The organism is Streptomyces sp. NBC_00158 (assembly GCF_045160885.1).
Taxonomy (GTDB): domain Bacteria; phylum Actinomycetota; class Actinomycetes; order Streptomycetales; family Streptomycetaceae; genus Streptomyces.
Genome location: NZ_CP108163.1, coordinates 38366 through 55091, shown reverse-complemented (window position 1 = coordinate 55091; position 16726 = coordinate 38366). Strand labels below are relative to the sequence as shown.

Sequence of the window (16726 nt, the reverse complement as noted above, 5' to 3'; positions counted from 1 at the left end):
CGACTGCCCGGCCGGATGAAACCGAAGAACTGAGGGGCGCAAGGCAGAGCCTCACCACCCGGAAGAACCGGAACGGCGCGGTGCGTGCTGCGGCCGCCTCCCCCAACGGACTGACGGGGCCCCCATCGACCCCGCCCGTCCGGGCGATCACCGGCTCCGCAGGAGCCGGGTTACAGATCCGTTCTCGAACACCTCTCGCGAGGCGCCCGCGATGAGCGGGGCGATCGACAGGACTGTCACCTTGTCGAGGCCCAGTGCTCCGGGCACCGGAAGGGTGTCCGTGAAGACGAACTCGCTGACGCGCGAGTTCTTCAGGCGGTCCGCGGCGGGGCCGGAGAGCACCCCGTGCGTGGCCGCCACGATGACGTCCCGCGCACCCTGGGCGAACAGGGCGTCGGCGGCGGCGCAGATCGTGCCGCCGGTGTCGATCATGTCGTCGACCAGGACGCAGACCCGGTCGCGTACCTCGCCGACCACCTCGTGGGCCGTGACCTGGTGGGCCACGTCCTTGTCGCGCCGCTTGTGCACGATGGCCAGCGGGGCGCCGAGGCGGTCGCACCAGCCGTCGGCCACGCGTACGCGGCCGGCGTCGGGCGACACGACGGTGAGGTCAGCCGGGTCCACCTTGGAGGCGATGTGGTCCGCGAGGACCGGCATCGCGAACAGGTGGTCCACCGGGCCGTCGAAGAAGCCCTGGATCTGGTCGGCGTGCAGGTCGACCGTGAGGATCCGGTCCGCACCCGCGGTCTTGAGCAGGTCCGCCACCAGGCGGGCCGAGATGGGTTCCCGGCCGCTGTGCTTGCGGTCCTGGCGCGCGTATCCGTAGAAGGGCAGGATCACGGTGATGCTGCGTGCCGAGGCCCGCTTCAACGCGTCGACCATGACGAGCTGTTCCATGATCGACTTGTTGATGGGGGCCGTGTGGCTCTGGATCACGAAGCAGTCCGCGCCGCGCACGGAGGCGTGGTAGCGGATGTAGATCTCGCCGTTGGCGAAGTCGATCGCCTTCGTCGGGACCAGTTCCGTGCCCAGTTCGGCCGCGATGGCCCGGGCCAGCGCGGGGTGCGCGCGGCCCGAGAAGAGCAGCATCTGTCCGGAGTCGCTCACGCGGCGAGCTCCGCGAGGTGTGCGGAGTGCGCGACGGCCAGGCGGCCGGCGGCCTCGGCGCAGGAGGCCAGGACGGCCATGTTGGCCTTGGCGCTGCGGCCGTCCGTGGCGGCGTCGACCGCCCGCATCAGGTACTTGGTGATGGCCTGGCCGGAGACTCCGTCGCGGGCCGCCTCGGCGACGGCGGCCCGGATGGCCGTGTCCACCTCGGCGGAGTCGATGGCGTCCTCCTCCCTGACCGGGGTGGTGATCAGGAAGGAGCTGTTGTTGCCGAGGGCCCAGTGGGCCTCGATGGCGCGGGCGATGACCCGTTCGTCGTCCAGGCGGTGGGGCGCCCTGTGGCCGCTCGTACGGCAGTAGAAAGCGGGGAAGTCGTCCGAGCGGTAGGCGACGACGGGGACGCACTGCGTCTCCAGGTACTCGAGGGTCAGACCGAGGTCGAGGATCATCTTCGCGCCCGCGCAGACGACGGCGACCTTGGAGCGGGTGAACTGGATCAGGTCCGAGGACACGTCCCAGGTCTCCTGGGCACCCCGGTGCACGCCGCCGATGCCGGCGGAGGAGAAGAACGGGATCCCCGCGAGCTCCGCCGCCACGACCGAGGACGCCACGGTGGTGGCACCCGGGCCGCCCTGCGCCAGTACGACGGGCAGGTCACGGCTGGACACCTTGGGGATGCCCGGCAGGGAGGCGAAGCGCTCGATGTCGGCGTCCGACATCCCGACGCGGATCGCGCCGGCCTCGATGCAGATCGTCGCGGGGACCGCGCCGCCGGAGCGGACCGCGTCCTCCACCTTGCGGGCGGTGGCCGCGTTGTCCGGGTAGGGCAGCCCGTGGGTGATGACGTTGCTCTCCAGGGCGACGACGGCCTTGCCCTCGTGGAGGGCCTCGCGGACCTCCTCCGTGTAGACGACGGGGACGCCGTTGCTTGCGCTCATCGGGATGTCTCTCAACTCTCGTTCAAGTAACCGGGCCGCCGGACCTGCCGGTCCGGACGGGCCGCTATCTCGGAGAGGACCTGGGTCTCCCAGTCCTCCGGTGTGACCGGCTCCAGGGAGATCGAGACGGCGTCCTCGCCGAGGGCGAAGGTCTGCGTCACGGCGGCGGTCACCGCCTCGTCGATCGCCCTGAGCTGCTCGGCCGTGAAGTCCCTCGGGTAGTGCCTGATGTGGACGTGGGGCACGGGCTCGGTCCTTCCGCGGATCGGGGTCGGGAGGTGGGCGGCACACCGCGGACGGGGGAGGCCGCGGTGTGCCACCACCGCTCCCCACCCTGCTCCGGGGGGCAGGGCCGGGCGGGGAGTCGTGGGCGGGGCTCCGTGGCGTTACGCCTTGACGGATTCCCGCGTGGTCGCTTGGACCGGCCCGGGTCCGGTGTCCGCCCCGGGTCCGGTGTCCGGCTCGGGCTCCGGCTTGCCCTGCCTCGGCTGGGCCAGGGCCACCGACCCGACCACCGTCAGCGCTCCGAGGATCTGGACCGGCGACAGCGACTGGTCGAGGACGAACCAGCCGAGCAGGGTGGCCGTCAGGGGCGAGCCGAAGCTCAGGAAGGACACGGTCAGCGCGGGCAGCCGCTGGACCCCGCGGAACCAGATCGCGTATGCGATCAGGGCCCCGATGATGCCGAGGTAGGCGAAGCCCCAGAGGTTCGTGGCGGTGATCTCGCTGGGCAGTCCCTCGCCGATCAGCGTGACCGGCAGCAGGACCAGACCGCCGACGGTGAGCTGCCAGCCCGTGAAGGACAGCAGGCCCACGCCTTCGGGGCGGCCCCAGCGCTTGGTCAGCACGATGCCGGAGGCCATGCTGAGCGCGCCCAGCAGACCGGCGACGACACCGGTGACGTTGAGCCCGGCGTTCGGCTGGAGGACGAGCAGGGCCACGCCGGCCGTGCCCAGGGCACAGGCGGCCACGTGGAGCCGCTTGATCCGTTCCTTCAGCAGGACGGCGCCGAGCAGCAGCACGATCATCGGCTGGATGGCCATGACCAGCGCCGCGACGCCGCCCGGCAGGTGGTAGGCGGCCACGAAGAGCAGGTAGAAGAAGGCTCCGATGTTCAGCACGCCGAGCACCAGGGCGCGCCACCACCAGATGCCCTTCGGCAGCACCCGGCCGATGAGCACCAGGATCAGGCCGGCGGGCAGGGCGCGGAGCAGCGAGGAGAGCAGGGGCCTGCCCTCGGGCAGGAACTCCGTGGTGACCAGGTACGTGGATCCCCAGACCACCGGCGCGAGCACGGTGAGCGCTGAGTCCGCGAGCGATCGGCTGCCCTTCATCAGGCCGCTGCCGAATCGGTCGTGCCGAAGTAGCGGTCGCCGAAGTCGCCGATCCCCGGGATCATGAACGCGTTCTCGTTGAGGTGCTGTTCGATCGACGAGGTGACGATCCTGACGTCCGGGTGCTTCGCGTGGACCGCGGCGATGCCCTCGGGCGCCGCCAGCAGGTTGACGAAGACGATGTTCTCCTCACGCACGCCCGCCTCCAGGAGGACCTCGATGGCCGTGTTGGCGCTGCCGCCGGTGGCGAGCATCGGCTCCAGCGCGAGGACGTGCCGGTCGGCGATGTCCTCGGGGAAGTTCTTGTAGTACAGGTGCGGAAGCTTGGTGACCTTGTTCCGCTGGATGAGCAGCTTTCCGACGGTGATGTCGGGGATGACCTGGCGCAGTTCGTCGAGCATGGAGTCACCGGCCCGGATCACGGGCACGGCGCACAGTTTGGTGCCGAACTTCAGTCCGTCGTACGTCTCACCGACCGGCGTGACGGCCTCGTGCTTGTCGAACGGCAGCTGGTCGAGCGCCGATTCGAGGAGGAGGCGGATGATGCGCCGGGAGTAGAACACGAAGTCCGAGCGGGAGGCCCCGCGGTCACGGATGATCGTGTGCATGGCCCGCAGCTGCTTCGTCTGCGGCAGCGGGTGGACATTGTGGTGGCCGGTCGCCATGAGAAACCTGCTTCTCGTCGGTCGTGGAGACGGGCTGCGGCCGGGCCCGGGCCCGGAGGGGCCGCGGGGGCCGCAACCGTTTGGTCGGGTACCGAGGTCAGGCGTCGGATCTCTCGGCGTCGGTGACGGCGCCGGCCTGCACCAGGTCCTTCACGTCGCTCATGCGCGTTCCTCTTCGGGATGGTTCAGATGGATCGGACGGATCGGATCGATCCGACGGGTACCGGGAGCCCGAGTGGACGTGTCCCGGTGTGACGGTTCTCGCTGCACGTCTCGGGATGCTCACCAGAACCCTCGTCGGTACCCGTCCACGGGGTCAACGGGGTTCATGTCAGATCCACGTCAACCTTCTTCAGGTCGCCGTCAGAGCCCGTCACGACCCGGCCAACGGCCACGTCGCGGGCGAGCAGGCGTTCCTCCAGGAAGGACAGGACCCGCAGGTGGTAGGTGCGGGCCGCCCAGCCCAGGCTGATGTTGTGCCCGGCGTCCGGCTGCCGGGCCACCTCCACGGGGGCCGCCACCAGCGGAGTCAGCAGTTCCTCCAGCGCCTCGCCGTCGTGCCTCCACCACAGCTCCTGCTCCGCGAACGTGAAGCGCACGGGCACCCGTACCCCGGCCGCCACCTCGGGGTACATTTCCGGCCACAGCCGGGTCTCGCGGGACTCCGCGGCGGGGACCGGACGCAGCAGCTTCTGCCCGAGCCGGAAGGCGTCCGGCGGGTAGAACCGCAGGGCGCCCCAGTGCCGGCGCCACTCCCCCGGGAGGTCGGGGCCGGGCAGCCGGCCGGCCTCCACGGCGAAGCGCCGCCCGATGCCGGAGACGTCCACGCCGACCGGTACGAGGCGGCCCCGGGCGGCGCCCGCGGCCGCGAGCGCGACGCGGCCGCCGCCCGAGTGGGCCACGAGGAAGACTCCGGCGCCCAGTTCGCGCCCCTCGGTGAAGCCCTCCAGGGCCGCGAGCACCGTGGCCGTCTGCCCCGCGAGGTCCTGACCCTCGGGCAGCGCCTCCGCCGAGGCCCCGTATCCGGGCCGGTCCAGGGCGAGTACGGCGTAGCCGAGGGCGGCGCCGAGCTCCAGCAGCGAGAGCCCGGGCCGGGCCCGGCTGTCGAAGTACCCCGCGCTCATCCCCGAGCCGTGCAGGGCCACCACCAGCGCCCGGGGTACGGGCTGTGCGGGCAGGGCCAGCAGACCGGACAGCGGTATCCCGTCGGCGTCGAGGGTGACGGGCCGGACCGGGGGCACGCCGGCGGGCGGCACAGGGACCATGAGGGGCATCTCCAGGAGGTTCGGTTCAGTGGGGCCGGGCGGACGGGACCCGCCGGACCCTGGCGACGGCCAGGCCCCAGGCGGCCCGGCGGCGCAGCAGGGTGGTCAGGGACGGTGCGGCGCACGGCCGTGAGGGGCGCACGGCCTCCGGTGCGGGAGCCGCGGCGGGGACCCGGCGGCCGGCGGTCTGCACGGCGCTCATCCGGTTCTCACAGCCGGACCCCGGCGAGTTCGGGCAGGCGTACGCCGGAGTCCCACACGACGTGGAAGGCGACGTGGCTCAGCCGCCAGCCGGCCGGCGTGCGCACGGCCCGCGCCTCGGAGTACCCGCCGACCTCGAAGTGGGCGGCGGGCCCCTGGCCGGCGTGGTGGACGTGCGTGGTGACCTGCTGGGCCCGCAGCGTGGCCCGGTCCCCGTCGAGGACGACGGAGTGGTTGGAGCTGGAGTGGTGGGTGCGCGCCCACCGCTCCCGGGCCTCGCGCTGGAAGGCGGCGAAGGCCTCGATCCCCGCGCACACGCCGATCGGGAAGGCGAAGGTGGCGTCCTGCGTGAAGATGGAGGCGTACCGGGAGTCCTCCGGTCCCGTCCCGTCGTAGGTGTCGAGGGCGGTCACGTAGCGGTCGAACAGCTCGCGCAGCTCGGCGCGGTCGCGCAGGACCTGTATCTGCTCGCGCAGGGCCGCGATGTCGTCATGGGTCGATGGCATGGCCTCTCCAGTCGGCGGACTCGGGGCACGGGCCGGCGGTCGGGAGCGTCCGCCCGCGAACTCCTCGACCGGGGCACAGGGTTGGGGGACCGGCCGGGGCGGCCGGACCCGGGGGAAGGGCGGAGCGAACTGCACGGGCGGTGTGCGGGCGGGAGCGGGGGCCGGTCAGGCCGACCGGGCCTCGCGCCAGGTGCGCGGGCCGAGGAAGCCCCGGACCCGCTCGGGCCGGCGCCAGCCCGCGAGGGCCGGGCCGCCGCCGGCGGTTCCGCCGTGCTCGCCCTCGTACGCCGCCGCCCGCGCGAGCACCACGGCGGTCAGGGCCGCCAGTTCCTCGGCGTCGGGACGCCCCTTGACCACGCGGATGAGTTGGCCGGGCTCGACTGTCGTCTCCACAGACTGCTCCTCGTCTCGTGATGCCCCGCCGGCACTGGATGCGGCGGGGGCGTGCTCGCGGGCGGGGGCGCCGGCCCCGTCGAAGCGCGGCGTCCCCAGGGACGGATCAGTACCGTGCGGCCCTCGCACGGACCTATGGAACGGCTGGTGTCCGGCTCAGACCGTGGTGGTGCTGAGCTCGTCCACGGCCAGCGCCAGCCGGTCGGGCGTGTGCGTGCTGTGGACGCGGGCGCCCGGCAGGATGCGCCGGACCAGCCCGCCGAGCACCCGGCCGGGACCCACCTCGACGAACCGGTCGGCCCCCGAGGCGGCGAGCGTGCCGACGGTCTCGGTCCAGCGCACCGGCCTGGTGAGCTGGCCGCGCAGGGCGACGGCCGCCTCGGCGGCGGTCGTCACCCACCCGCCGGTGACACCGGAGACCAGTGGCACGGCCGGTTCGCGGAACTCCGTCGCGATCAGCGTCTCGGTGAACTCCGCCTCGGCCTCGCCCAGCAGGCTGGAGTGGAACGGGCCGCCGGTGTGCAGCCATTCCACCCGCGCGCCGGCCGCCCGGGCCGCGTCGGTGGCGCGGGCCACGGCCTCGGACTGGCCGGACACCACGGTCTGGCGGGGTTCGTTGTCCCCCGCCACCTCGACCACCTGGCCGGTGGCCGCCCGCGCCTCGGCGCACATCCGCGCCAGGTCCGTACGGCTCAGGCCGATGACCGCCGCGGTGGCGCTTCCGATGCGGTCCCCGACGGTGGCGACGAGCTCGCCGCGGAGCCGGACGAGCCACAGCGCCTCGGTCCACTCCAGGACGCCGGCGGCGACCAGCGCCGCGTACTCGCCCAGGCTGTGCCCGGCCACGGCGTCCGGCCGCAGGCCCTCGCCGCGCAGCACCTCCAGTACGGCCATGCTGGTGAGGAAGATCGCCGGCTGCGCCACGGCCGGGTCGTCCAGGTCGCGCGGCGAACCGTCCAGGCAGACCCGGGCCAGCGGGATCCCGAGCAGGTCGTCGGCGGTGCGGTAGTAGGTGTCGGCGAGGTCGGGCCGCAGGGCGAGCAGCTCCTTGGCCATGCCGGCGTATGCGGAGCCCTGGCCGGGGAAGACGAAGGCGGTGGTCATCCGGTCACGTCCTTACTTGCGGTTCAACTGGCGAGGACCGTGTCGTGCGGTCCGGGGGCGGCGGCGCCGCACACGGTGTGGCCCGTGGCCAGCCAGGTGTCGGGCACCCACCTGACGTCGACCACCTTGGGGGCGGGCCCCGCCACCGCCACCGCGGCGGCGTGGGTGGCGTCGGCCGGAACGCCGACCATGGTCCAGCCGTCCGGGTGGCGGGCCTGGTCGATGCCCAGGTAGTCCTCGGCGGGCGAACGGCTCAGCCCCGTGCCGAGGCCCTTGAGGAAGGCTTCCTTGCGCGTCCAGATCCGCCCGAACATCTGCCGCCGGTCCTCGCCGGCCTCGGCCTCGGCGATCTCCAGCTGCTCGTCGGGGTGCAGCGCCTTGGAGCAGATGTCGACCGTCTCGGCGCCGGGGAGTTTCTCCACGTCAACGCCGAGCGGCGTGGTGCCGACGCCGACCATGGCCACGCCCCCGCTGTGCGAGAGGGAGTAGTGCAGCGGCGGCGGCGGGGGAGACAGCGCGGGACGGCCGTGCGGCTCGCCGCAGCCCGGGCAGGGCTCGCGCATGAAGCGGACGTCCTGGGGCAGGGTGGCCGTGTAGCGTCCGAGCAGTCGGCGCACCGCCACGTGGGCGGCGGCGTAGAGCAGGCCGTCGGACTTGCGGATGAAGGAGTCGGTGCGCTTGCGCTCCTTCTCGTCGAGCTCGCCGATGGCCAGGGCTTCGGCGTCCGCGCCGGTGGGGCGGCGGATCAGCCAGAGGTCGACGCGGTCGGCGGAGAGGGTGAAGTCGGGCCGGTCCAGGTCCTGGTGGTTGACCACGGGGCGGACGGCCGGGAGGAGGGTCGTAGTGCTCATGCCGGCACCGCTGCCCCGTGCAGGTGGGCGTCGGGGCCGATCTGGCCCGCGAGGCAGTCGATGAGCTCCTGGGCGCTGTTGGCGAGCAGCAGCCGCTGGAGGTTCACGTCGACGCCGAGGGTCGCCTCCATCCGGTACTGGAGCTCGATGCCGGAGATCGAGCCGATCCCGAGGCAGCCCATGGGGCGGCCCGTGGTGTCCACGAGGTGGGGCTCGATGCCGAGGATGCGGCCGAGTTCCTCACGGACGTACTGCTCCAGGATCCGGGTGCGCTCGTGCAGCCCGGCCGTGGCCAGGACCGCCATGTCGGGCCGGGTCATGTGGACCAGGCCGTTGTCTGTCTCGTATGTCTGTGACATGTGAAGTGTGTTCATGATGCTTTCCGGGTCGAGGCGGACGGGCGACCCCGTCCGTCCGTGGTCGGAACCGCCGGGTGGGAGAGGTCTCCGGCGGGTTGCGCTGGTGGGTCCGAGAGGTGGAGCAGGCCGCGCAGGGCCACGCACGCGCCGGCCAGGCCGACGGCGGTGACCAGCCAGAGCGCCGTGCCCCGGCCCGCGGCCGCGTACAGGGCCGAGGTCAGCGCGGTCGTCAGCGCCGCGCCCAGCTGTACGCAGGTCTGGTAGAGCCCGCCGGCCGCCGACTGGAGGGCGGGCGGGACGGTGCCGGTGGCCTGGAGGTGCAGGGCCGTGAAGGCCAGCACGAAGGCGGCTCCGACGAAGGACATGGCGGGCAGCAGGTCGGTGAGGACCACCGGCCCGCCGCCGTGCGGGTAGAGGGCGTAGCCGAGCGGGGCGGCGGCCGCCCCCGCGGCGACCGCCCGCGCGGGGCCCAGCCGGGCGGCGATCCGCCCGGAGTGCAGGGCGCTCAGCGCGAGCGGGAGGCCGGCCGGCAGGAAGGCGAGGGCCGTCTGCCAGGGGCTCCAGCCCGCGCCCCGCAGGTGCAGGGCGGCAACCAGCAGGAAGCCCACGTACGAGCCGTTGAGCGCGGCCGCCCCGAGCGCCGCGCGCAACAGCGGTCCGTGCCGCAGCAGTTCGGTGCGCAGCAGCGGGCGCGGCGCGGTGCGTTCGGCCCGTACGAGTACGGCTGCCAGTACCGCGGCCCCCGCGAGGGCAGCGGCGGCGTACCACCGCTGCCCGCCGGGGCCCGCGATGGCGGAGAGCCCGTGGACGAGGAGCAGCACCGCTCCGGTCAGGGCGGCGCCCGCGACGAGCGGGTGCCGGCCGAGCGGGGCGCGCGGCCCGTCCCCGTCGCGGGGGACCAGCCGCAGCCCGGCGGCGAACAGCAGCAGGGCGACGGGTGCGGGGAAGGCGACGGTCCAGCGCCAGTCGGCTCCGGTGAGCAGGCCCGAGAGCAGCAGGCCCGAGCAGAAGCCGACGGCGCCGAAGAAGGAGTAGACGGACACCGCCCGGCTGCGCTCGGCGCCCTCGGGGACGGCGGAGAGGATGATGGCGAGTCCGGTGGGCGCGGTCAGCGCCACACAGAAACCTTTCACCACGCGGGTTGCCGTCAGCAGAAGCACGCTGTCGGTCAGCGCGCCCGCCAGCGAGGCGGCGGCGAAGACCAGCAGCGCCACGAGGTAGACGCGGCGCCGGCCCAGCCGCTCCACCAGCCGGCCGCCGAGCAGCAGCAGCCCGCCGAAACCGGCGGCGAAGCCGCTGACGAGCCACTGGACCCGGGTGACGGGCAGTGCCAGGCCGCTGCCGACGGACGGCAGGGCGACCAGGGTCGCGGACACCTCTAGGGCGTCCACCAGCATGTTGGCGGCGAGTACGGACACCAGGGCCCAGCGGGCCCTGGCCCGGCCGCCGGACTGGGTGTTCATCGGGTGTGCACGCTCGCGTTTCTGACGAGGAGGAAGAAAAGGAGAAGGGGGCGGGCGGCCCGGGGAGGGATCCCCGGACCGCCCGCCCGCCGCCGGCGCGGCGCGTGGGATGTGCGCCGGCGGGGTCGGGTGGTCCCCGGCGGATCAGCCGAGGAGCGTGCCGCCGGTGGCGTCGACGAAGGAGCCGGTGATCCAGCGCGCCTCGTCGGTGGCGAGGAAGGCCACCACGTCGGCGACGTCCTCCGGCTCGCCGACCCGGTTGAAGGCGGACAGGCCCGCCATGTGCTCGACGGCCTCGGGGATGTCGAAGACCGGGTTGCCGTTGCGGGTGATGCCGGGCGCCACCGAGTTGATGGTGATGCCCCGGGGGCCGAGGGCCTTGGCGAAGTGCAGCGCGAGCTGTTCGAGCGCGCCCTTGCTCATCGCGTACGCGATCTCGTCCGGGTTGGCGAACCGGGTCAGGCCGGAGGAGATGTTGATGATCCGGCCGCCGTCGGGCATGTTCCGCAGGGCACGCTGGATCAGGAAGAACGGCGCCCTGGCGTTGACGGCGAAGATCCGGTCGAACTGCTCGGGGGTGACCTCGTCCGCCGGGACCCCGCCCATCACCCCGGCGTTGTTGACCAGGATGTTCAGGTCGGTGGAGCCGGTGCGCTCCAGCAGTTCCGCCTCCAGAGCGGTGAACAGGACGTCCACGTCCCCGTCGACGCCGAGTTCGGTGCGCAGGGCGAAGGCGCGGCCGCCGTCCTTCTCGACGGAGGCGACGACCTCGTGGGCGGCCGCCTCGTCCTGGTTGTAGTGGACGGCGACGAGAGCGCCCTCCTCCGCCAGCCGCATCGCGGCCGCCCGGCCCATGCCCCGGCTCGACCCGGTGACCAGTGCGGTGCGGCCCGTGAGCCGCTCCGCCCCGGCGCCGGTCCGCGCGGGGGCCGCCGTGCGGGCCGCGAGCGGTGCGGCCGGGGTGCCGGTGGTGGCGGAGGAGGCCGGTGCCGCCGGCCGGGCGGTGGGCTCCGCGGTCCGTTCGGCTCCGAACCAGCGGCCCAGCGCCCCGGCGAGCGGGCCCGCGTCCGGTCCGTCGGCCCAGACCACGTGCCCGTCGGGGCGTACCAGCACGGCGGTGACCTCCTCCCCGGCCGGGTCGCCCGCTGCGGGGCCGCCCGCCACCGAGGCGGCGGCGACGGTGCGGACCCGGTCCGCCCAGGGCGCGGCCGTCTCGGCGAGTTCGGCCCGGCGGGCCTCGTCGCCGGGCGGGAGGAGCAGCAGGCCGCGCCCCGGACGCAGCAGTTCGAAGGTGCCGGTGGCGCCCTCGGCGGTGGTGACCGCCCAGTGCGGCACCCGCAGGCCGAGCAGCCCGGAGCCGGAGCCGGAGCCCGCGTCGGCGCCGCCGTCATCGTCCGGGCCGCCGACGGCGTGGCGTACCGAGAGGCCCGAGATCAGCCCGGCCAGGTGGGTCCGTACGTTCTCACTGGCGGTCAGCTCGGCGAACACCTCCCGCACCGCGTCCACCTCGGGGCCGCCGAGCAGCAGCAGCGCCTGGGTGCGGACGTTGCCCTGGACGGCCTTGCCGACGGGGTGCCGTTCGGCGTGGTAGGTGTCGAGGAGTTCCTCGGTGCCGTGTCCGGCTATCCGGGCGCCCAGCTTCCAGCCGAGGTTGAAGGCGTCCTGGAGCCCGAGGTTGAGGGACTGGCCGCCGATCGGCATCTGCTGGTGCGCGGCGTCGCCGGCCAGCAGGAGCGGGCCGCGGCGGTACTCGGCGGCCTGCCGGGAGGCGTCGCCGAACGAGTTCACCCACCGCGGGGTGCCGGAGCCGATGTCCTCTCCGGTGATGCGCTTCCAGGTGTCGGCGACCTCCTCGAAGGTGGGCTGCCCGGCCCGGGGGCGGGCCCCGAACTCGTGCACCATCACCCGGGTCACCCCGTCGGGCCGGCGGGCCGCGATGGCCAGCCCGCCCGCCAGCCGCTGGAAGCGGCGGTTCGGGACGTCGATGCCCGCGACGTCGGCCCGCAGCAGTTCGCGTTCGGCGTCGGTGCCGGGGAAGCCGAAGCCGCCCAGGCGCCGCACGGCGCTGTTCTCGCCGTCGCAGCCGACGAGGTACGCGGCCCGGAAGGCCGCTTCCCCGCCGCCCTCGGTCCGTACGGTGGCCAGCGCCCCGTCCGGCGTCGTGGTCAGACCGGTCAGCTCGTGGCCGCGCCGGATGTCCGCGCCCAGGTCGGCCGCCCAGTCCCCGAGGACTTCCTCCAGGCGGGTCTGGGCGACCTTCCACTGCCCCGGGTAGGGGCCGGGCAGGCCGAGGTCGAGGGGTATGCCCCCGAAGTGGCCGGTGTTCTCCCGCGGTACGTCGCCGAGCCGTTCCAGCAGGCCCCGGCTGTCGAGGATCTCGACGGTCCGGGCGTGCAGGGACGACGCCCGCGATTCGCCGGTCGGCGCGGTGAGCCTGTCGAGCACCACCACGTCCGCCCCCGCCAGCCGGAGTTCTCCGGCGAGCAGCAGTCCGACGGGGCCCGCGCCGACCACGATCACCTGGGTCTCGGTGCAGTCCTGATCGATGGCCATGGGCGTACTCCCTTTCTGTGGGCTGGGGTGGGGGTGTGGTGGCGGGTGGGGCGGGACGCGTCAGGCGTCGACGGCGACCTTGAGGCTCTCGTTGATGGCCTCGACCAGGGAGCGCGGGGTGCTGTGGTCGCTGAAGATGTCGTCGTCGAGCGTGATGCCGAACTCGCGCTCGATGCGGCCGCCGGTCTCCAGGAGCGCCAGCGACTCGTAGCCCAGGGACTCGAAGTCGGTGTCGAGGATGTCGCCGTCGAGGTCGACCTCCTCGTCGGCGCCCGCGCCCTCCAGGAGGATGCGCTTGAGGTCGTCGAAGGTGAATTCCTGCTTGGCCACGATGGGTCCTTTCATCGGTCTTCCACGGGCCGGGAGGTCCGGCCGCGGGAGTTCTGTCGTGCCTCAGTCGACGGCGCGCAGGAGGGCGGCGGAGTTGAAGCCGCCGTGGCCGCGGGCCAGGACGAGCGCGGTGCGCACGGACGCGGTCCTGGAACGCCCGGTCACCAGGTCGATGTCGTGGGCGGGCGAGAGTTCGACGTTGGTCGTGGGCGGGATCAGCCCCTCGCGCATGGCGAGGACCGCGCAGACCACGTCGACGGGGGCGCCGCCCGCGCTGAGCCGTCCGGTCATCGTCTTGGGCACCGTCACCGGCACCCCCCGCGGACCGAACACCGCCGTGATGGCCTCGGCCTCCTCCCGGTCCAGGCGCGGGACGCCGGCGCCGTCGGCGAACACCACGTCCACCTCTGCCGGATGACACCCCGCGTCGGCCAGTGCGCCCTCGATGGCCCGCCGCAGGCCCGGCTCACGCCCGCTGCCCGGGCGGGGGTCGAGCGTGGCCGCGTACCCGGCGAACTCGCCGTACACGGTGCGCCCGTCACGTGCGCGGACGCTGTGCTCGTCCTCCAGGAGGACCATGGCGCCGCCCTCGCCCGGGACGTATCCGGACGCGGCCTCGTCGAAGGGCAGGTAGGCGCGCTCCGGCTCGTCGCTGAAGGAGACGGATCCGCCCGCCAGGTGCGCGGCCCACCCCAGGGAGCAGATGGAGGCGTCGAAGCCGCCGGTGGCGATGAGCCGGCTCCCCTTGCGGAGCCGACGCCGGGCGTGCGCGAGCGCGTCCAGCCCGCCGGCCTGGTCCCCGACCAGGACCCCGGTCGGACCCCGCAGGTCGTTGCGCACCGAGATCTGGCCGCTGTTGACGGCGTAGAACCAGGCGAAGGACTGGTACGCGCTGACGTGCTTGGCGCCCTGCCCCCAGAGCTTGCGCAGCTCGCGCTCGCCGAACTCGAAGCCTCCGGACCCGGCAGCCGTCACCACACCCATGTCACAGGGGTGGACCTCCCCCGGCGCGATGCGGGCGTCGGTGAAGGCGCAGTCGGTGGCGATGAGGGCGAGCTGGGTGACCCGGTCGGTCTGCGGCACCAGCCGTCCGGGGAGGTGGTCCGCGGCCTCGAAGCCGTGGATCTCGCCCGCCAGACGTGCCGGGAAGGAAGAGGCGTCGAAGCGGGTCACCGGGCCGATCGCGTTCTTCCCGATCCGCGTCGCCGCCCAGAAGTCCTCCACGCCCATGCCGGTCGGCGAGGCCACACCGATACCGGTGATCAGGGTCCTGCCGCTGCTCATGGCGTCCTCCTGTCCGGCCGGGCCAGCACCATCGCGCTCTGGAACCCGCCGAAACCGCTGCCCACCGTCAGCACCGCGTCCGTGCGCTGCTCCCGCGCCACCACCGGCACGTAGTCCAGGTCGCAGTCCGGGTCACGCGTGCGCAGGTTCGCCGTCGGAGGCACCACGTGGTGTTCCATCGCCAGCACCGAGGCCGCGATCTCCAGCGCTCCCACCGATCCCAGCGAGTGCCCGATCATCGACTTGATCGAACTGACCGGGGTCCGGTAGGCGTGCGGGCCCAGGGCCAGCCGGTACGCGGCCGTCTCGTGGGCGTCGTTCTGCTTGGTGCCCGAACCGTGCGCGTTGACGTAGTCGAGGTCGGCGGGGCCGAGGTGCGCCTCGTCGAGGGCGACCGTGATGGCCTCGGCGAGCTCCCGTCCGTCGGGGCGCAGGCCCGTCATGTGGAAGGCGCTGGAGCGGGAGGCGTAGCCGGCGATCTCGGCGTAGACGTGCGCGCCCCGGGCGCGGGCCGCCTCCAGTTCCTCCAGCACGAACACCGCCGCGCCCTCGCCCAGCACGAACCCCTTCCGGGTCGCGTCGAACGGCCGCGAAGCCCGCTCCGGATCGTCGTTCAACGTCGTCGTCGCCTTGATCGCGTCGAAACACGCCAGCGTCAACGGGGTGATCGGCGCGTCCGTCGCACCCGCCACCATCACGTCCGCACTGCCCTCACGGATCAGATCCACCGCATGCGCCACCGAATCGATCCCCGACGTGCAACCCGACGACACCACCGTCGCCGGCCCCTCCGCACCCACCGCCCACGCCACCTCCGTCGCGAACGAACTGGGGACGAAGTGGTCGTACAGGTGCTGCGGCGCCCGCGTGTGGTCGACGGCCTGGAGCCGGCCGTCGAGGCTGGCCGCGCGGTACGCCTTGTCGAGGCTGCCGACGGCTCCCACTCCGGTGCCCATGCTGACGCCCGTGCGGTAAGGGTCGGCGCCGGCGAGGTCGAGCCCGCTGTCCTCGACGGCCTCGCGGGCCGCGACCACCGCGAACTGGGCGGCGCGGTCCATGCGCCGGATCTCCTCGTGCGTGAGCCCGTGCAGCTCCGGCAGGAAGTCGGCCTCGGCCGCCACCCGGGAGCGGAAGGGGGAGGCGTCGAAGTGGGTGATCTCCCGCGTCGCCGTGCGCCCCGAGCTCAGCAGGTCCCAGAACTCCCGGACGCCGATGCCTCCGGGCGCCAGCACCCCGATGCCCGTGATGACTACCCGGCGGGCCACGAGCGGTGCCCTCCCGTCGTCTCCTCTGCTCCGGCGGACATCATTCGGACGCCGTCCAGTCGTAGAAGCGCGTGGCCATCGCGTCGGCCGGGGTGCGCCAGGTCTCCGGGTCGTACGGCTGGATGAACGGCTGGAGGTCGTAGCTGATCTTCATGAACCGCGGGTCGTTGCGGGAGGCCTGGATGCGCTCGCCGCCGTCGTCCTCGGCGAAGTCCTGGAGGTGGAAGTAGAGGCCCTGGTACGTGAACAGGCGCCGGCGCAGGGTGCCCATCCGCTGCGGCATGTCCGTCTTGTCGAACTCGGCGAAGAGCTGGGCCACCTCGGCGCTGGAGCGGATGTCCATCCGCGCCACGATCAGGTTGCTGTGCATCTTTTCTACTCTCTCCAGGGATCGGCGGGGTCAGCGGGAGGTGTTCGGGCCGTACAGCCGGATGAAGTCGTCGACTCCGTCGGCTATCAGCCCGTCCTCCTCGTGGCGCCCGAGGGGCAGCGCGCCGTGGAAGGAGCGCTGTACGACGGACGAGGGGACCAGCAGGATGAAGCGTTCGGCCGCCTGGTCGGCGTCGGTGATGTCGAGCAGGCCGCGGGCGCCGACCTGGCGCAGCCGGCGGGCCAGTTCGCGGCGGGCCTGCCGGGGGCCGGTGGCCTGCCACTTGTCGACGGCCTCGGCGGGCAGCGTGGTGACCTCGGCGCTGATGTGCCGGACGATCGCGAAGTGCTCGCGGAAGGCCTCCAGCGGTGCCAGCCAGGCCCGGCCGAGCGCGATCAGGTCGGCCCGCAGGTCGGTGATCTCCGCGAGGTAGCTCTCGGCGACGGCCGCGAGGCAGGCCGCGACGGAGGCGGAGCTGTCCAGCAGTACGCCCAGCAGCAGTTGCTCGTGGTCGGGGAAGTGCCGTGCCACGGTGTCCGTGCCCACTCCGGCCTCGGCGGCGGTGGCCTCGGCGGTGCAGCGCCTCCAGCCCTCGCGGGCCAGGACGGTCCTGGCCGCCCGTACGATGTCGCGGCGTTCCCCGTCGGGGCCGGTCGGGCCGGCGGGGAGGCGCTCGATCGTTGCTTGCGGCGTTGCCATGTGTGGTTCCTCCGATTGACGTTCTCGTCCGGCCGTCGG

At 73.4% G+C, this 16726-nt stretch carries 19 protein-coding genes; all 19 read right to left on the bottom strand.

What is annotated here, in order from left to right; translation table 11 throughout:
- Window positions 1-147: 147 nt before the first annotated feature.
- Window positions 148-1089, bottom strand: coding sequence for a ribose-phosphate diphosphokinase (locus OG553_RS37745; RefSeq protein WP_331719382.1), 942 nt, complete (start codon window positions 1087-1089; stop codon window positions 148-150).
- A gap of 14 nt (window positions 1090-1103) precedes the next feature.
- Complete coding sequence (locus OG553_RS37740; RefSeq protein ID WP_331719191.1) at window positions 1104-2045, bottom strand: pseudouridine-5'-phosphate glycosidase; 942 nt, start codon at window positions 2043-2045, stop codon at window positions 1104-1106.
- An 11-nt stretch (window positions 2046-2056) separates the two neighbouring features.
- A complete protein-coding gene (locus OG553_RS37735) occupies window positions 2057-2290 on the bottom strand; it encodes a tautomerase family protein (protein WP_331719190.1) in 234 nt (77 codons plus the stop codon).
- Between the two features lie 141 nt (window positions 2291-2431).
- Complete coding sequence (locus OG553_RS37730) at window positions 2432-3379, bottom strand: EamA family transporter (RefSeq protein WP_331719189.1); 948 nt, start codon at window positions 3377-3379, stop codon at window positions 2432-2434.
- Window positions 3379-4044, bottom strand: coding sequence for a uracil phosphoribosyltransferase (gene upp, locus OG553_RS37725; RefSeq protein ID WP_331719188.1), 666 nt, complete (start codon window positions 4042-4044; stop codon window positions 3379-3381). Before upp ends, OG553_RS37730 begins: the two co-directional genes overlap by 1 nt.
- Window positions 4045-4370: 326 nt before the next feature.
- The gene (locus tag OG553_RS37720) at window positions 4371-5318 is read right to left on the bottom strand and encodes an alpha/beta hydrolase (protein WP_405983267.1); all 948 of its coding nucleotides are present in this window, start codon (window positions 5316-5318) and stop codon (window positions 4371-4373) included.
- 16 nt (window positions 5319-5334) lie between these two features.
- A complete protein-coding gene (locus OG553_RS37715) occupies window positions 5335-5511 on the bottom strand; it encodes a hypothetical protein (protein WP_331719186.1) in 177 nt (58 codons plus the stop codon).
- 7 nt (window positions 5512-5518) lie between these two features.
- Entirely contained in the window at window positions 5519-6016 is a 498-nt protein-coding gene (locus tag OG553_RS37710) for a nuclear transport factor 2 family protein (RefSeq protein WP_331719185.1), read from the bottom strand.
- Between the two features lie 165 nt (window positions 6017-6181).
- Window positions 6182-6409: an acyl-CoA carboxylase subunit epsilon gene (locus OG553_RS37705; protein ID WP_331719184.1), complete on the bottom strand. Its 228-nt coding sequence runs from the start codon at window positions 6407-6409 to the stop codon at window positions 6182-6184.
- Between the two features lie 156 nt (window positions 6410-6565).
- A complete protein-coding gene (locus OG553_RS37700; RefSeq protein WP_331719183.1) occupies window positions 6566-7513 on the bottom strand; it encodes an ACP S-malonyltransferase in 948 nt (315 codons plus the stop codon).
- Between the two features lie 23 nt (window positions 7514-7536).
- Entirely contained in the window at window positions 7537-8364 is an 828-nt protein-coding gene (locus OG553_RS37695; RefSeq protein WP_331719182.1) for a 4'-phosphopantetheinyl transferase superfamily protein, read from the bottom strand.
- Entirely contained in the window at window positions 8361-8723 is a 363-nt protein-coding gene (locus tag OG553_RS37690) for an acyl carrier protein (protein ID WP_331719181.1), read from the bottom strand. Before OG553_RS37690 ends, OG553_RS37695 begins: the two co-directional genes overlap by 4 nt.
- 11 nt (window positions 8724-8734) lie before the next feature.
- A complete protein-coding gene (locus tag OG553_RS37685; protein ID WP_331719180.1) occupies window positions 8735-10186 on the bottom strand; it encodes an MFS transporter in 1452 nt (483 codons plus the stop codon).
- 144 nt (window positions 10187-10330) lie between these two features.
- Window positions 10331-12739, bottom strand: a complete 2409-nt coding sequence (locus OG553_RS37680) for an SDR family oxidoreductase (RefSeq protein ID WP_331719179.1) — start codon at window positions 12737-12739, stop codon at window positions 10331-10333.
- A 60-nt stretch (window positions 12740-12799) separates the two neighbouring features.
- Window positions 12800-13069: an acyl carrier protein gene (locus OG553_RS37675; RefSeq protein ID WP_405983266.1), complete on the bottom strand. Its 270-nt coding sequence runs from the start codon at window positions 13067-13069 to the stop codon at window positions 12800-12802.
- 63 nt (window positions 13070-13132) lie between these two features.
- Window positions 13133-14353, bottom strand: a complete 1221-nt coding sequence (locus tag OG553_RS37670) for a ketosynthase chain-length factor (protein ID WP_331719177.1) — start codon at window positions 14351-14353, stop codon at window positions 13133-13135.
- Window positions 14350-15618, bottom strand: a complete 1269-nt coding sequence (locus OG553_RS37665; protein ID WP_331719176.1) for a beta-ketoacyl-[acyl-carrier-protein] synthase family protein — start codon at window positions 15616-15618, stop codon at window positions 14350-14352. Before OG553_RS37665 ends, OG553_RS37670 begins: the two co-directional genes overlap by 4 nt.
- A 40-nt stretch (window positions 15619-15658) precedes the next feature.
- Window positions 15659-15988, bottom strand: coding sequence for a TcmI family type II polyketide cyclase (locus tag OG553_RS37660; protein WP_331719175.1), 330 nt, complete (start codon window positions 15986-15988; stop codon window positions 15659-15661).
- A 30-nt stretch (window positions 15989-16018) separates the two neighbouring features.
- A complete protein-coding gene (locus OG553_RS37655; RefSeq protein ID WP_331719174.1) occupies window positions 16019-16687 on the bottom strand; it encodes a TetR/AcrR family transcriptional regulator C-terminal domain-containing protein in 669 nt (222 codons plus the stop codon).
- Window positions 16688-16726 lie beyond the last annotated feature (39 nt).

Bases quoted from the DNA above. Each gene is read 5' to 3' on its own strand.
- OG553_RS37745 (WP_331719382.1), bottom strand. From the start codon at position 1,089: ATGCTGCTCTTCTCGGGCCGCGCGCACCCCGCGCTGGCCCGGGCCATC.
- OG553_RS37740 (WP_331719191.1), bottom strand. From the start codon at position 2,045: ATGAGCGCAAGCAACGGCGTCCCCGTCGTCTACACGGAGGAGGTCCGC.
- OG553_RS37730 (WP_331719189.1), bottom strand. From the start codon at position 3,379: ATGAAGGGCAGCCGATCGCTCGCGGACTCAGCGCTCACCGTGCTCGCG.
- upp (WP_331719188.1), bottom strand. From the start codon at position 4,044: ATGGCGACCGGCCACCACAATGTCCACCCGCTGCCGCAGACGAAGCAG.
- OG553_RS37720 (WP_405983267.1), bottom strand. From the start codon at position 5,318: ATGCCCCTCATGGTCCCTGTGCCGCCCGCCGGCGTGCCCCCGGTCCGG.
- OG553_RS37715 (WP_331719186.1), bottom strand. From the start codon at position 5,511: ATGAGCGCCGTGCAGACCGCCGGCCGCCGGGTCCCCGCCGCGGCTCCC.
- OG553_RS37710 (WP_331719185.1), bottom strand. From the start codon at position 6,016: ATGCCATCGACCCATGACGACATCGCGGCCCTGCGCGAGCAGATACAG.
- OG553_RS37700 (WP_331719183.1), bottom strand. From the start codon at position 7,513: ATGACCACCGCCTTCGTCTTCCCCGGCCAGGGCTCCGCATACGCCGGC.
- OG553_RS37695 (WP_331719182.1), bottom strand. From the start codon at position 8,364: ATGAGCACTACGACCCTCCTCCCGGCCGTCCGCCCCGTGGTCAACCAC.
- OG553_RS37690 (WP_331719181.1), bottom strand. From the start codon at position 8,723: ATGTCACAGACATACGAGACAGACAACGGCCTGGTCCACATGACCCGG.
- OG553_RS37685 (WP_331719180.1), bottom strand. From the start codon at position 10,186: ATGAACACCCAGTCCGGCGGCCGGGCCAGGGCCCGCTGGGCCCTGGTG.
- OG553_RS37680 (WP_331719179.1), bottom strand. From the start codon at position 12,739: ATGGCCATCGATCAGGACTGCACCGAGACCCAGGTGATCGTGGTCGGC.
- OG553_RS37670 (WP_331719177.1), bottom strand. From the start codon at position 14,353: ATGAGCAGCGGCAGGACCCTGATCACCGGTATCGGTGTGGCCTCGCCG.
- OG553_RS37660 (WP_331719175.1), bottom strand. From the start codon at position 15,988: ATGCACAGCAACCTGATCGTGGCGCGGATGGACATCCGCTCCAGCGCC.
- OG553_RS37655 (WP_331719174.1), bottom strand. From the start codon at position 16,687: ATGGCAACGCCGCAAGCAACGATCGAGCGCCTCCCCGCCGGCCCGACC.